This is a genomic window from Melaminivora sp. (assembly GCF_032059615.1).
GTDB lineage: Bacteria > Pseudomonadota > Gammaproteobacteria > Burkholderiales > Burkholderiaceae_C > Melaminivora.
In genome coordinates, this window is the sequence record NZ_DAMCAM010000022.1 from 31,854 (window position 1) to 46,896 (window position 15,043).

The window sequence follows — 15,043 nt, forward strand, 5'->3', positions numbered from 1 at the left end:
CGGCCCATGAACACGTCCAGCCTGATCCTGATCCTCGTCGCCGTGCTGCTCAACACGCTGGCGCAGCTGCTGCTCAAGGCGGGCACCAATGCCATCGGCGTGCTGCACTGGGGCGGCGCGGGGCAGCTCTGGGCCAATGCGCTGCGGCTGGGCCTGCAGCCTCAGCTGCTGGCCGGGCTGGCCTGCTACGTCGTCAGTTTCGGCATCTGGGTGGCGGCGCTGTTCAAGGTGCCGGTCAGCATCGCCTACCCGCTGCTGTCGCTGGGCTACCTGCTCAATGCAGCTGCCGCCTGGTACTTTCTGGGGGAATCCTTGCAGCCCGCCCAGCTTCTGGGCATGGCGCTGATCGTCGCCGGCGTGTTCGTCATGGTGCGCTAGCGCACAGCACGTGCCGCGGCCACGCGCGCACCATGCGCGCGCCCGCCGGGCAGGCCCCGTCGCCGCGGGCCAGCAGCACGTGGGCGATGCCCTGCGCGCGCGCGTAGGCCAGCAGCGCCTCGGGGGACGACTCCAGTGCCTGCACTTCGTCCATGCGCCGGCGCCACTGCGCATGGAACGAGGGCTGCCACATCACCGCCGCGCCCTGCTTGGGCTCCACCCACACCGGCCGGCGCGCCAGCAATTGGAAGTAGGCCGCGTCGGGCTCGTGCAGCGGCAGCAGGAACACGCCGCGCAGATCGCTCTGGCGCACCCAGGAGGCCATGTCCACCCATTCCTGGTCGTACAGCAGCGGGAAGCGGGGTGCCCGCGCCTGCAGCTGCCAGCCTGCGGAGGCCAGCAGGCCGCCCAGCAGGAGCGGTGGCAGCCAGGCGGCTGGCGCGGCACACCACGGCGGCAGGCGCGGCCAGGGCAGGGCGCCTGTCTCCAGCAGCTGCGCGCAGGCCAGCAGGGCGAGCAACAGCCACGCCATGGCTGCCGTTGCTGGGCCCAGCGCCAATAGCGCCAGCGTGGCCGCGCCCAGCAGCCGCAGCCGCGCGTCCTGACCCTGCAGCACGCGGGCCGCGCTGGCGCAGGCCGCCAGCACCACGGCCAGGGCCTGCAGCAATCCGGCGGCGCGCAGCAGGTGCAGGTTGAAGACGAAGCGCTGGTTCAGCACATAGGGCAGGGCCGCGCCCGCCAGCAGCAACAGCAGCAGGCCCAGCAACAGGTGGCGCAGTGCTGCGCGCCCGGGCAACGCCTGTGCGGCCAGCCAGGCGCTGGCGCCCAGGGCAACGAGGGCCAGCAGTGCCGAGGGTGGCGCGGCTTCGATCAGAAAATGCTCCGGGTAATAGGAGCGGATGTATGCGCGGTAGTCGAAGGCGGCTGCCGGGTCGCTCCCCACCGACCAGGCCACCCACGCCAGCGCTGGCAGCGCCGTCAGGGCAAAGGCCAGCGCTGCCAGCGCCCAACGGCGCGGCGCCAGCGCCGGCCGGGCGAGCAGCCCCCACACGAAGGCCAGCCACAGCAACCACAGACCCACGAAGGCGTTCACGCAGAACGCCACGCCGCACGCGGCGGCGGCGCGCACGGCCTGGCGCCGCAGCAGGAACGCCACCAGCAGGAAGACCAGCGGCCAAGTCAGCTCGGAATGGGTGAAGTACGGGATCAGCATCCCATGCCCGCCTACCACCGAGACCAGCTGCATCCAGGGGCTGAGCGCCAGCACCGCGCACAGCAGCGCCAGCGCCATCCATTGCACCAGCCCGAGTGCGCGCGCAAGCACGATGACGGCGGCGAACGCCGCCACCCGGCTGGCGCACTGGGCCAGGAAGAACACCTGCTCGACGTTCGCCTCGGTGCTCACCAGCCGCAGCAGGGGCCAGACGATGGAGGTGAACTTGTCCAGCGACTGGTAGAACGCGTCGCCCGCGAACTGTGGCGCCTGCGCCAGGCCCAGCACGTAGGGGATGTGGAAGACGTTGTTGCCGATGCCAAAGAAGAATCCCGTCAGCGCCATTGACAAGGCACCCGCCGCCAGGGACAGCGCCAGCGTCTGAAGGACAAGGCTGCGGTAAGGGGGCATCGGCGGAAATCTCGGTGATGCCCGAAGGCAGGTGGGGTCGCCGGCGGGCAGCTGCGGCAAAGCCCGCCATTCTAGGAATCCGGGAGGCGCCGCAGCGTGGTTCACGCCGGGCCCCTGTTGTTGTGGCGCAAGTTTTTTTGTCTCCTTATATGAACTTCATATAGGAGGTTGCTACACTCCGCCCCCCATGTCCGCCGTTCTGCGCATCCCCCTCGACACCACGCCCGAGCAGGCCGCGCGCCTGCTGGCGCTGCAGCAGGGCTTCGCGCAGGTGTGCAACGCGCTGGCGCCCCTGGTGCAGCAGACGCGCGTCTGGAACCGCGTGGCCCTGCACCACCTGGCCTACCGGCAGCTGCGCGAGCAGTTTCCTGAAATGGGCTCGCAGATGGTGTGCAACGCCATCTATTCCGTCTCGCGCACCTGCCGCGTCATCTTCCAGCATCTGGGCAGCCCGTTTCACCTCTCGCGCCTGGGCGAGCGGCCGCTGCCGCTGCTGCGCTTTGCCGACACCTGCCCGGTGTACTTCGATCGCCACACGCTCAGCCTGAAGGGCGGGCAGTTGTCGATGTTCACGCTGGACGGGCGCATGCGCTTCCAGCTGGCGCTCAAGGCCGAGGACGAGGCGCTATTCCAGACGCACAGGCTGCGCGAGATCGTGCTGGCGCGCACGGACGAGGGGCGCTTTGGCCTGTCCTTCGTGTTCGTGGACCAGCAGGCACCCGAGCCGGGCGCGGCTCAGCCGGTGACCGAGGCGGACGCGGAAATCCCCGAATACGTGATGGTTGAAGAAGCGACATGACCCCTGAGAAGAACCCTTCCGAGCTGCGCGCCGCCCTGGCCACGCTGCGGCCGTACTTCGTGCGCGCGGGCTGGTTCAGCCTGCTGTCGAGCCTGCTGGTGCTGGCGCCCTCGGGCTATATGCTGGAGGTCTATGGCCGGGTGGTGAACAGCCGCAGCCACACCACGCTGTGGATGCTGACCCTCTTGATCCTGGGCGTGTACGTGCTCATGGAGCTGCTGGAATGGGCACGCAGCGAGATGATGCGCGCGGCCAGCGTGGCGCTGGACGAGCGCCTGCGCGGGCGGGTCTTTCGCGCCATCTTCGATGCCAACCTGCGCCGCATCCCCGGGGGCACGCAGCAGCCGCTCAACGACTTCCGCCAGGTGCGCGAATTCCTGTATTCGCCCGTGCTGCTGGGCGTGATGGAGTCGCCCGTGTCCGTCGTCATGCTGGTGCTGCTGTTTCTCATCAACCCGGCGCTGGGCTGGGCGGCCATCGGCTTTGCCTGCGTGATCACGCTGGTGGCGTGGCTCAATGAGCGCGCCACCAAGCCGCCCCTGATGCAGGCCAACCGCAGCGCCATCGCCGCGCAGCAGTACGCCGACGGCTCGCTGCGCAACGCCCAGGTGATCGAGTCCATGGGCATGCTGCGCGACGTGCATGCGCGCTGGATGGACAAGCAGCGCGAATTTCTGAACCTGCAGGCCCGGGCGTCCGAGAGCGCGGGGGGCTACCAGGCGCTGTCCAAATTCCTGCAGACCACACTCAGCTCGGGCCTGCTGGGCCTGGGCTGCTGGCTGCTGCTGCACGGCACGCTCAACGGCGGCGACGTCATGATGATCATGGCCTCGGTCTTCGGCGGGCGCGTGGTGGCGCCGCTGGTGCAGGCGGTGACGCAGTGGCAGACGGTGGTCAACGCGCGCGACGCCTGGGGCCGGCTGGACCAGCTGCTTGCCGCCGTGCCGGCGCAGGCCGATGGCATGCCGCTGCCGGCGCCGCGCGGCGCGCTGCAGGTCGAGCAGGTCGTGGCCGGCGCGCCCGGCAACGGCGCGCAGATCCTGCGCGGCGTGGCCTTCTCCCTCGATCCCGGCGAGGTGCTGGCGGTGGTCGGGCCATCTGCTTCGGGCAAGACCACGCTGGCGCGCCTGCTGATGGGCCTGTGGCCGGCCATGGTGGGCAAGGTGCGCCTGGACGGCGCCGACGTCTTCACCTGGAACAAGGGCGAGCTGGGCCCGCACGTGGGCTATCTGCCGCAGGGCGTGGAACTGTTCGACGGCACGGTGGCCGAGAACATCGCGCGCTTTGGCGAGGTGGAGATGCACAAGGTGGAGGCGGCCGCGCGCGCCGTGGGCCTGCACGAGTTCATCCTCTCGCTGCCCCAGGGCTATGACAGCCCGGTGGGGCAGGGCGGGGCGCGCCTGTCGGGCGGGCAGCGCCAGCGCGTGGGCCTGGCGCGCGCGCTCTACGGCGACCCGGTGTTCGTGGTGCTCGACGAGCCCAACTCCAGCCTGGACGACGAGGGCGACGCGGCCCTGGCGCGCGCCATCCTGGCCATGAAGGCGCGCGGCACGACCTTCGTGATCATGACGCATCGCACCAGCGTGCTGGCCGTGGCCGACAAGATGCTGGTGCTGCAGGCCGGCCAGATGCAGGCCTTCGGCCCGCGCGACGAGGTGCTGGCGGCGCTGAACAAGGCGGCGCAGCAGGCGCAGGCCCAACAGGCCCAGCAGGCCCCGGCGCAGCAGCCGCCGGCCGCGGCCCTGGCCCCGCAGAGGCTGCAGGCGGCCGCTGCCTGAGGCGCCCCGAGGCACGCAACGAAAGACGCTTTTTTATGAGCAAACCCGGTTTCTTCTCCCGCAGCGAACTGACGCAGGTGCTGTGGGGCTTCCGCCGCGAATTCATCATGGTGGGCATCTTCAGCATGGTGGCCAACGTGCTCATGCTCTCGCCCACGCTGTACATGCTGCAGGTCTATGACCGGGTGCTGATGAGCAGGAGCGAGCTGACGCTGCTGGCCATGTCGCTGATCACGCTGTTTTTGTTCGGCGTGATGGCGTTCTCGGAGTGGATGCGCTCGCGCGTGCTGGTGCGCTCGGGCGTGCGGCTCGACGCGCTGCTGGGCACGCGGGTGTTCAACGCCAGCTTCGAGTCCTACCTGAACCAGGAGGGCAGCGGCCCGGCGCGCTCGTTTGGCGACCTGATCCAGATTCGCCAGTTCCTGACCGGCCAGGGCATCTTCGCCTTCTTCGACGCGCCCTGGGCGCCGATCTACGTGGCGGTGCTGTTCTTCCTGCACCCCATGCTGGGCTGGATGGCGATTTTCTTCTCGCTGGTGCAGGCGGCGCTGGCCTGGTTCGGGCACCGCCACACGGTGGCGCCGGCCGAGGCCGCCACGCGCGCGGCGGGCGAGACGGGCGCCTTCCTGCAGGCCAAGCTGCGCAATGCCGAGGTGCTCGAATCCATGGGCATGGTGCACAGCCTGCGCGCGCACTGGCAGCGCCGCCACGAGGGCACGCTGGCGCTGCAGTCGGCGTCGCAGTCGCTGGCGCACCGCATCAACGCCTGGAGCAAGTTCATCCGCTATTCGCAACAGTCGCTGGCGCTGGGCGCGGGGGCGCTGCTGGTCATCGAGGGGCAGCTCTCGCCCGGCGGCATGATCGCCTCCAACGTGCTGATGACGCGGGCGCTGGCGCCCATCGACATGCTGGTGGCCACCTGGCGCCAGTACATCGGCGCGCGCCTGGCCTTCGGGCGCCTGGAGGCGCTGCTGCGCGAGCACCCCGAGCGCGACCCGGCGCTGTCGCGCGTGGCGCCGCAGGGCACGCTGGTGCTGAAAGGTGTGGTGGCCAGCGCGCCGGGCCGCGCCGAGCCCATCCTCAAGGGCGTGAGCACGGCGGTGGCCGCGGGCACGGTGACGGTGGTGCTGGGCCCTTCGGGCTCGGGCAAATCGACGCTGGCGCGCTGCATGGTCGGCATCTGGCCGGGCGCGGCGGGCGAGGTGCTGCTCGACGGCCTGCCCCTGTCGGGCTGGGACCGCACCGAGCTGGGCCCGCACATCGGCTACCTGCCGCAGGACGTGGAGCTGTTCGAGGGCAGCATCGCCGAGAACATCGCCCGCCTGGGCGAGGTGGACTCGGACAAGGTCATCGCCGCCGCCCGCGGCGCCGGGCTGCACGAGATGATCCTGCGCTTCCCCAAGGGCTACGACACGCCCATGGGCGAGGCCGGCGGCCTGCTGTCGGGCGGCCAGCGCCAGCGCATCGGCCTGGCGCGCGCCATCTACGGCAACCCCGTGCTGGTGGTACTGGACGAGCCCAACGCCAACCTGGACGACGCGGGCGAGCAGGCCCTGGTGCGCGCCGTGCACCAGCTCAAGGAGCGCGGCTGCACGGTGGTGCTGATCACCCACCGCCCGGGCATTCTGGCGGTGGCCGACCGCCTGCTGCTGCTGCAAAACGGCACGGTGCAGGCCGACGGCCCGCGCGACGAGGTGCTGGCCGCGCTGCGGGAGCGCCAGGCGCGGCAGGCTCAAGGATCACAGCAGGCCGCCCCGGCGGGCGGGCAGGGCGGCGCCGTCACGGTGGCGCCGCAGGCGGCGTGAGGGCGGAAGGCGCCATGGCTGATTTTGTTTTGATAGCTGCATGCCCTTTGCTGGCAAGGGCTAGGCCTGGTTTTCATGGTGATTTCCCTGGCGGCTCCCTCGCCCCCTCGGGGGAGAGGGCAGGGGTGAGGGGGCATGCAAGCACGGCACCCGCCATGAGCCAGCAGCAGACACCCTCACCCCCGCCCTCTCCCGCACGCGGGAGAGGGAGTGCATGCAGGCCGATCGCGCATTTGCACCCTTCCTTCTCCTTCCCGCGCCCCCGAACCCCTTCGCTTGGCACACACTGACATGGCTACCCCCTCCCTTCCTTCCCCCCGCCCCGCGCCCGGCACGCCGACGGCCCGCCCCGGCGACGCGCCCGCCGCCCCCCCCGCTGCCGCCGAGGCCCGCCGCGCCGGGCGCATCGGCCTGCTGGCGCTGGCCATCGGCTTTGGCGGCTTCCTGCTGTGGGCGGCCTTTGCGCCGCTGGACGAGGGCGTGCCCGGGCAGGGCGTGGTCGCCATCGACACCAAGCGCAAGGCGGTGCAGCACCTGTCGGGCGGCATCGTCAAGGAGGTGCTGGTGCGCGAGGGCCAGCAGGTGCGCGAGGGCGACCCGCTGATCCGCCTGGACGAGGCCGTGGTGCGCGCCAACCATGAGTCGGTGCGCCAGCGCTACCTGGGCCTGCGCGCCATGCAGGGCCGGCTGATGGCCGAGCAGTCGGGCGCGGGCAAGGTCCGCTTCCACCCCGACCTGGAAAAAGCCGCCTCCGACCCGCTGATCCGCCAGCAGATGATGAACCAGGAGCAACTGTTCCAGACGCGGCGCAGCCTGCTGCGCTCGGACCTGCAGTCCATCGAGGAGAGCATCCAGGGCCAGCAGGGGCTGCTGACGTCGTACGCCAGCATGCTGGGCAGCCGCCAGAGCCAGCTGTCGCTGGTGCGCGAGGAGCTGTCCAACCTGCGCGGCCTGGTGGCCGAGGGCTACGCGCCGCGCAACCGCCAGCTGGAGCTGGAGCGCACGGTGGCCGACATCAACACGTCGATCGCCGACCTGCAGGGCAATACCATCCGCGCCCAGCGCACCATCGGCGAGCTGCGCCAGCGCGCCACGTCGCGCCAGGCCGAGTACCGCCGCGAGGTGGAGACGCAGCTGGCCGACGTGGACCGCGAGGTGCTGGCCGAGGAGCAGAAGTTCAAGGCGGTGTCGGACGACCTGCGGCGCATCGAGATTAAGGCGCCGGTCGATGGCCAGGTGGTGGGCCTGGCGGTGCAGACCGTGGGCGGCGTGGTGCAGCCCGGCCAGAAGATCATGGACATCGTGCCCGGCAACGAGGACCTGCTGCTGGAGGCGCACGTCGCCCCGCACCTGATCGACCGCGTGCACGCCGGGCTGCCGGTGGACGTGCGCTTCAACTCGTTCGCCCACTCGCCGCAGCTGGTGGTGCAGGGCAAGGTGGTGTCGGTCTCGGGCGACCTGCTGACCGAGCCGCAGACGGGCGCCACCTACTACCTGGCGCGCGTGCAGCTCACGCCCGAGGGCATGAAGACCCTGGGCAAGCGCCAGCTGCAGCCGGGCATGCCGGTGGAGGTGGTGTTCAAAACCGGCGAGCGCTCGCTGCTGACCTATCTGCTGCACCCGCTGCTCAAGCGCATGTCGGCATCGATGAAGGAGGAGTGACATGCGCTGCCTCTCTCGCCTCTCTCTTCTGCCCGGCCTGGCGGGCGCGGCCCTGTGCGGTGCGCTGGCCGCCCCTGCCTGGGCGCTCGACCTGCAGCAGGCCTACGACGCGGCAGTGGCCAACGACGCCACCATCCGCGCGGCCCGCTCGGGCGCCGAGGCGCAGCGCGAGCGGCTGCCGCAGGCGCTGTCGCAGCTGCGGCCCAACGTCTCGTTCAGCGCCGGGCGCAACTACAACGACCTGATCAGCGAGGGCCGCGGCCCGTTCGGCCAGGACGTGCGGACCCAGACGCATTACTTCTCGGGCAACCAGACGCTGTCGGTGCGCCAGCCGCTGTACCGCCCCTACCTGATGGCCCAGGTGCGCCAGGCCGAGGCGCAGGTCGAGAGCGCCGAAGCCGACCTGGCGCGCGACGAGCAGAACCTGGTCGTGCGCGTGGGCGAGGCCTATTTCGAGGCGCTGCTCACGCGCGAGCAGCTGGCGCTGGTGCTGGCGCAGAAAGAGGCCTACGGCACGCAGCTGGACGCTGCGCGCAAGTCCCTCCAGGCTGGCAGCGGCACCCGTACCGACATCGACGAGGCCCAGGCGCGGCTCGACCTGACCGTGGCACAGGAGATGGAGGCGCGCCAGAACGAGGTCTATACGCGCCGGCGCCTGGAGGTGCTCACGGGCCAGGCGGTCGAGCAGCTGGCGGGCCTGGACGGCGAGCGCTTTGCGCCGCAGCAGCCTGTGCCCGCGTCGGTGGACGAATGGATCGCCCGAGCCGAGGCCAGCAGCCCCGAGCTGCAGTCGCTGCGCGCCCAGGCGGAGGCTGCCCGCCAGGAGGTGGACAAGGCCCGCGCCGGGCACCTGCCCACGCTGGACGCGGTGGCGCAGTGGTCGCGCACCAGCAGCGACAACGTCAACAGCGTGAACCAGCGCTACGACAACAAGATCATCGGCCTGCAGCTGCAGGTGCCGCTGTATGCGGGCGGCTACGTCAATTCGACCGTGCGCCAGGCCGTGGCCGCGCACGAGCGCGCCCGCGAGCTGCTGGAGGCGGCGCGGCGCGACCTGGGCGTGCGCGTGCACCACGAGTTTCGCGGCATGACCGAGGGCATCCTGCGCATCGCCGCGCTTGAGCAGGCCGTGCGCTCGGCCGAGCAGGCCGTTCAGTCCAGCCGCAAGTCGCTAGCCGCGGGCGTGCGCACCACGCTGGACGTGCTCAACGCCGAGCAGCAGCGCACCGCCGCGCTGCGCGACCTGGCGCAAGCGCGCTACCTGTACCTGGCCTCGCGCCTGCGGCTGTACGCGCTGTCCGGCGAGGACGCGCAGGCCAGCGTGGCGCAGGCCAATGCCTGGCTGCTGCGCTGAAGCTGCGTCTGAGCCCGCCTGTTGGGTAGGCTGCCAGGCGCCGCCGGCCAGCAGTTAACATCGGTGCCCCATGGTCTGGCTGGCGGTCATAGCTTTCACGATGGCGGCGGTGGCCGCCGGCTTCATCGTGCGCAGCGCGCACCGGCACACCGCCAACTATGGCGAGGACATGCCCCAGCGCTTTCACCTGGGCAACGTGCCCCGGCTGGGTGGCGTGGCGCTGCTGCTGGGCATGGGCGGGGCCTGGTTGCTGGGCATGGCGCGGGCCTACCTGGGCGACCCGGGGTCGCTGCACTTGGGCCCCTGGGTGCTGCTGTGGCTGCTGGCACTGGCGCCGGCCGTGCTGGGCGGCATCGCCGAGGACCTGACGCAACGCCTGACCGCGCGCCACCGGCTGGTGCTCACCGCGCTCACCGGCGCCCTGGCCGTGGGGCTGCTGGACATGGCGGTGCCGCGCATGGGCCTGGCCTGGCTGGACGCGCCCCTGGCCGCCGCGCCCTGGCTGGGCATGGCGCTGGCGCTGCTGGCCGTGGCCGGGCTGCCGCACGCCTTCAACCTGATCGATGGCTACAACGGCCTGGCCGGCATGGTGGCGCTGATCGTCTGCCTGGCGCTGGCGCACGTGGCGCTGCAGGTGGACGACCGGGCCCTGGCCGCGCTGCTGGTCGCCACGGCGGCGGCCACGGCGGGCTTCCTGGTCTGGAACTACCCGCGCGGCCTGCTGTTCGCGGGTGACGGCGGCGCCTACCTGTGGGGCGCGGTGATCGCCCTGGCCAGCGTCAGCCTGGTGCAGCGCAACGCGGCAGTGTCGCCGTGGTTTCCGATGCTGCTGCTGATCTACCCGGTGTGGGAGACGGTGTTCTCCATCTACCGCAAGCTGGTGCGCGGCGTCTCGCCGGGGGTGGCCGACGCGCTGCATTTTCACCAGCTCATCTACCGGCGCATCGTGCGCGGCGTGTTCCACGACGACGCCGCGCGCGACATGCTGATGCGCAACAACCGCACCTCGCCCTATCTCTGGGCCTTCACCGCGCTCACGGTGGTGCCCGCCGTGCTGTTCTGGAACAACACGCCGGTGCTGATCGGCCTGTGCGCGCTGTTCATCGTGTTCTACGTCGCGGCCTACCTGGCCATCGTGCGCTTCAAGGTGCCGGGCTGGCTGCAGTCCTGAGCGGGCTGCGGTCTGGTGCGGGTGCTGCGTTTTCCTCTCGTCCTTCCCACAGGCCATCGACCATGCAAATCGCCCAGCAGACCATCGTGCAGTCGCCGGAAGCCACGCACATCTACCAGTTCGAGGAGGTCTATTCCTTCCGGGCCGCCCAGGAGCAGGCCGAGAAGGCCAAGCTGGATGCCTTCGGCAAGCTGGCCCGGCTCACGCCGTGGAACCGGCCGAAGGAGGACACGGTGCTGCTGGCGCGCAGCGAGTCGCGCATCGAGCCGTTCTGGTGCGTGCAGGCCACGCGCACGGTGGACTACACCTGCAGCGTGCAGTACCCCATCGGCGTGCACAACCCGCACGCGCAGAAGGTGACCCTGCTGGGCCAGGAGTTCGAGCTGGCGCGCACGGGGGACAAAGCCCGCTTCGAGGTGGCGGCGCAGGAGCATTGCCATCGCAAGCTGTCGCACCTGATGTGGCTCGACGGGCTGGAGCGCGCGCACGTCAAGGCCGCCACCCTGCAGGCCTATGCGGAAAAATACCGCTACCACGAGGTGCCCGCGGTGGAGGCCGGCGGCGTGGTGCGGCCCGCGGTGCCCGAGCAGGCCGTGGTGCAGCGGGCCTGCGCCGCGCTCAACGGCCAGGCCATCAACGCCCACTCCATCGGCCAGGACGTGGTGACGCTGGAGAAGCTGTCGCTGTTTCTGCGGCCGGTGTTCGCCTTCGAGTTCGTCTGGTCCAGCGCCGACAAGCGCGGCGTGATCGAGGTCGATGGCCTGACCGGGGCGGTGCAGACCGATGGCAAGTGGTTCGCCGACAAGCTCGACCGCATCCTCACGCGCCAGATGCTGATGAACGCCACCGCCGAGCTGGCCGGCGCGCTGGTGCCGGGCGGCGGGCTGGCGGTGCGCGTCATTGAGCAGCTGGCGGCGCCCTGACGCGCCAGAGCGCCGGCGCTCGCCACCCAGCCACGCGCGCCGGCGCCATGCGCCACAATGCGCCCTCGCTCCGTTCCCCCCTTTTACCCGTTCGTTGCCCATGACCGACCTGCAATCCATCGCCCCGCGCGACAAGGCCGAAATCCTGGCCCAGGCGCTGCCCTACATCCGCAAGTTCCATGGCAAGACCATGGTCATCAAGTACGGCGGCAACGCCATGACCGACCCGGCGCTGCAGCAGGACTTCGCCGAGGACGTGGTGCTGCTGAAGCTGGTCGGCATGAACCCGGTGGTGGTGCATGGCGGCGGCCCGCAGATCGAGCAGGCCCTGAAGCGCCTGGGCAAGAAGGGCGAGTTCATCCAGGGCATGCGCGTGACCGACGCCGAGACCATGGAGGTGGTCGAGTGGGTGCTGGCCGGCGAGGTGCAGCAGGACATCGTGGGCCTGATCAACCAGGTCGGCGGCAAGGCCGTGGGCCTCACCGGGCGTGACGGCGGCATGATCCGCGCGCGCAAGCTGCGCCTGCTGGACAACCACGACCCGGCCGTGGAGCACGACGTGGGCCAGGTGGGCGATATCGTGGCGATCGACCCGAGCGTGGTGAAGGCGCTGCAGGACGATGCCTTCATCCCCGTGGTCAGCCCCATCGGCTTTGGTGAGGACAACGAGAGCTACAACATCAACGCCGACGTCGTCGCCAGCCGCCTGGCCACGGTGCTCAAGGCCGAGAAGCTGCTGCTGCTTACCAACATCCCGGGCGTGCTGGACAAATCAGGCGAGCTGCTGACCGAGCTGACCTCGCAGCAGGTCGATGCGCTGATCGCCGACGGGACGATCTCCGGCGGCATGCTGCCCAAGCTGGCCGGCGCCATCGACGCGGCCAAGGCAGGCGTCAACGCGGTGCACATCGTCGATGGGCGCGTGCCGCACTCGATGCTGCTGGAGATCCTGACGGACCAGGCCTACGGCACCATGATCCGCAGCGAATAAATGTAGGGATTTCCGGGCGTAGCTATTGATTGCAACAACTCCAGGTTTGATGTGATGTCTCCTCCCTCTCTTTTCCGGGTGAGGGTGGGGAGCAAAGGCCAGTTCCACCCTGCAGGGCGCTGGCCATCCTGTTTTTTCTGCCTGACGCGTTTCTCGCTGCCATGTATCTGAACCAGCTGCTGCAACGCCAAAACAACAATTTCGACCTGATCCGTTTGATCGCCGCCTGCATGGTGATCTACGGACACGCACCCGCGATGCTGCCTGCAGGGCAGGAGGGTGACTTTGTGGCTCGCTGGCTCACTTTCGATTACAGCGGCTCCCTGGCGGTGAAGATTTTTTTCTTTCTCAGCGGCCTGGTGGTGACCAACAGCCTGCTGCAAAAAAGGAGCGTGACGCAATTCGTTCTGGCGCGGGTGTTCCGCATCTGGCCCGCCTTGATTGTTGTGGTGCTTGTTTGTGCCCTGGTTCTTGGTCCGTGGTTGACGAATCTGCCGTGGAGCACCTATTTTCAGTCTTCTGGGGTCTGGAGCTACGTTCGAGGCAACCTGACGATGCATCCGCATTACGAGTTGCCAGGGGTCTTCGTGGGCCAGGTGTCCCAGGTGATCAATGGCTCGTTATGGAGCATTCCATACGAAGTGGACGCGTACATCGTACTGATCGCTTTATTTGCTCTGGGCTTGCATCATTACCGCCTGATTGCAACCTTGGTCGTGGCATTGATCATTTTGGATCCGCTCACGGGTAACCAGCTTATTTTCACCTGGCGGCCCCGGCAGCTCTCCATTGATTCCCTGGCGCCGTGCTTTGCCTTCGGAGCGTTGCTCGCTTTATGGAAGGATAAAATCCATATCAATGCGACTCCCGCAGTGGGTGCATTTATATTGTTCCTGGCTTTCAAGCAAAGTGCCCACGCGCCGTATTTGCTTTATGCCGCATTGTTTCTCGGCCTGCTGTATTTGTGCAGCCTCCCTGCGGTGCTGGCGTTGCGCCTGCCAGTCGATGCTTCGTATGGGATTTACCTGTGGGGCTGGCCGGTGCAACAGGTGCTGGCCTTGAATTTTCCCCAGCAGGGGCTGCTTTTTCACAGGGCTTCAGCGATGCTGCTGGCAGCCCTTCTCGGAGTGCTGTCGTGGTACCTCATCGAGAAACCGGCCATAAGGCTCGGGCAGCGACTGCATGGTGTGCTCCTGCGAAGCAGACCAGGGAGCGGCAGCGTCGAAGTCCAGGTACAGAACAGCCTGTCCAAGGAAGTCGGGAGCGCGTGAAGCACGGCAGAAATTTTTGCTGAAAGGCGAGGATTGATCAGGCGCGTGCCGCCTGAAGCCCCGTAGCGGGCACAGGGCAGCACCCGATCTAGGGGTTTACCCTTGGCTCGACCAACGACTTGCTGAACGGCTGGTCAGACGGAAGGCTTTTGTGCAAAATAGAACGATCGTTCGTTTTATTGCACCCATGCCGGCTTCCCCGTCCCCTCTCTCCAAGCCCTCGCGCTCCACGCGCCGCGAAGGTGGGTCCATGCACAAGGGTCAGCAGACCAAGGCGGCGATCATCGACGCCGCCCTGGGCCTGGCCGCGCACATCGGGCTGGAGGGGCTGTCCATCGGCGCGCTGGCCGATGTGACGGGCATGAGCAAGTCGGGCGTGTTCGCCCACTTCGGTTCGCGCGAGGAGCTGCAGATCTCCGTCGTCCGCGAATACCACCACCGCTTCGAGCAGGAGGTGTTCTTCCCGGCGATGGACGAAGAGCGCGGCCTGCCGCGGCTGCGCGCCATGTTCGCGCACTGGATGCAGCGCACCTCCATCGAGATCGATTCGGGCTGCATCTACATCAGCGGCGCCGTCGAGTTCGACGACCGCGAGGGCCCCGTGCGCGATGCGCTGGCCGGCTCGGTGCTGGTCTGGATGGCCGCCATGCGCCGCGCCATCCAGCAGTGCAAGGAATGCGGCCAGCTGCGCGCCGACGTGGACGAGCAGCAGATGCTGTTCGAGATCCACGGCCTCATCCTGGCGCTGCACTACGAGGCGCGCTTTTTGAAAACCCCCGGCTCCATCGACCGCGCCAACCGGGGTTTCGACAACATCCTGGCGCGCTACAGCCCCTGAGCGGCTGCGCGCCGGCCACGCTTTTTCTTTCCCTTTCCCACCACCGTTTTTCTCCAGGAGTGCGCCCATGCCCATCTACACGCCCCCGCTGCGCGACATGCAATTCGTGCTGCACGAAGTCTTCAAGGTCACCGACGAGTTCCAGGCCATGCCGGCGCACGCCGAGGTGGACAAGGACACCATCAACGCCGTGCTGGAGGAAGCCGGCAAGTTCGCCGCCGGCGTGGCCTTCCCGCTGAACATCAGCGGCGACGAGGAGGGCTGCAAGCTGGACGTGCAGACGCACGAGGTCACGCCCCCGAAGGGCTTCAAGGAGGCCTACCGCCAGTACGTGGAAGGTGGCTGGCCGGCGCTGTCGTGCGACCCCGAGTTCGGCGGCCAGGGCCTGCCGCATACGGTGAACCAGTGCCTGTACGAGATGCTCAACAGCGCCAACCAGGCCTGGACCA

General features: G+C 68.9%; 13 protein-coding genes. 12 read left to right on the forward strand and 1 reads right to left on the reverse strand.

Features of this window, described 5'->3' with window-relative positions; all coding sequences use genetic code 11:
• Window positions 1–6: 6 nt before the first annotated feature.
• Entirely contained in the window at window positions 7–378 is a 372-nt protein-coding gene (locus RT051_RS06790) for an SMR family transporter (RefSeq protein ID WP_313074068.1), read from the forward strand.
• Here RT051_RS06790 and RT051_RS06795 read toward each other — a convergent pair.
• Window positions 365–2,002: a hypothetical protein gene (locus RT051_RS06795; protein ID WP_313074071.1), complete on the reverse strand. Its 1,638-nt coding sequence runs from the start codon at window positions 2,000–2,002 to the stop codon at window positions 365–367. The genes RT051_RS06790 and RT051_RS06795 overlap by 14 nt on opposite strands.
• A gap of 187 nt (window positions 2,003–2,189) precedes the next feature.
• Between RT051_RS06795 and RT051_RS06800 the strand changes: the two genes are divergently transcribed.
• The 11 genes from RT051_RS06800 to RT051_RS06850 all read left to right on the forward strand — a co-directional run.
• Entirely contained in the window at window positions 2,190–2,801 is a 612-nt protein-coding gene (locus RT051_RS06800; protein ID WP_313074074.1) for a hypothetical protein, read from the forward strand.
• Window positions 2,798–4,579, forward strand: coding sequence for a type I secretion system permease/ATPase (locus RT051_RS06805; RefSeq protein WP_313074077.1), 1,782 nt, complete (start codon window positions 2,798–2,800; stop codon window positions 4,577–4,579). The genes RT051_RS06800 and RT051_RS06805 overlap by 4 nt, the downstream gene beginning before the upstream one ends.
• Window positions 4,580–4,614: 35 nt before the next feature.
• Window positions 4,615–6,384 (forward strand): type I secretion system permease/ATPase, encoded by a 1,770-nt coding sequence (locus tag RT051_RS06810; RefSeq protein ID WP_313074079.1) that lies wholly within the window; start codon window positions 4,615–4,617, stop codon window positions 6,382–6,384.
• 291 nt (window positions 6,385–6,675) lie between these two features.
• Window positions 6,676–8,046 (forward strand): HlyD family type I secretion periplasmic adaptor subunit, encoded by a 1,371-nt coding sequence (locus RT051_RS06815; protein WP_313074082.1) that lies wholly within the window; start codon window positions 6,676–6,678, stop codon window positions 8,044–8,046.
• 1 nt (window position 8,047) lies between these two features.
• A complete protein-coding gene (locus RT051_RS06820) occupies window positions 8,048–9,400 on the forward strand; it encodes a TolC family outer membrane protein (RefSeq protein ID WP_313074086.1) in 1,353 nt (450 codons plus the stop codon).
• 70 nt (window positions 9,401–9,470) lie between these two features.
• Window positions 9,471–10,571 (forward strand): glycosyltransferase, encoded by a 1,101-nt coding sequence (locus tag RT051_RS06825; RefSeq protein WP_313074089.1) that lies wholly within the window; start codon window positions 9,471–9,473, stop codon window positions 10,569–10,571.
• A 62-nt stretch (window positions 10,572–10,633) separates the two neighbouring features.
• The gene (locus RT051_RS06830; RefSeq protein ID WP_313074092.1) at window positions 10,634–11,494 is read left to right on the forward strand and encodes a hypothetical protein; all 861 of its coding nucleotides are present in this window, start codon (window positions 10,634–10,636) and stop codon (window positions 11,492–11,494) included.
• Between the two features lie 100 nt (window positions 11,495–11,594).
• Window positions 11,595–12,485 (forward strand): acetylglutamate kinase, encoded by an 891-nt coding sequence (argB, locus tag RT051_RS06835; RefSeq protein ID WP_313074095.1) that lies wholly within the window; start codon window positions 11,595–11,597, stop codon window positions 12,483–12,485.
• Window positions 12,486–12,646: 161 nt separating this feature from the next.
• Window positions 12,647–13,756, forward strand: coding sequence for an acyltransferase (locus RT051_RS06840; RefSeq protein WP_313074099.1), 1,110 nt, complete (start codon window positions 12,647–12,649; stop codon window positions 13,754–13,756).
• A 187-nt stretch (window positions 13,757–13,943) separates the two neighbouring features.
• A complete protein-coding gene (locus RT051_RS06845) occupies window positions 13,944–14,594 on the forward strand; it encodes a TetR/AcrR family transcriptional regulator (RefSeq protein ID WP_313074101.1) in 651 nt (216 codons plus the stop codon).
• A 67-nt stretch (window positions 14,595–14,661) separates the two neighbouring features.
• On the forward strand, window positions 14,662–15,043 hold a 382-nt coding region (locus RT051_RS06850), incomplete at its 3' end, for an acyl-CoA dehydrogenase N-terminal domain-containing protein (protein ID WP_313074104.1).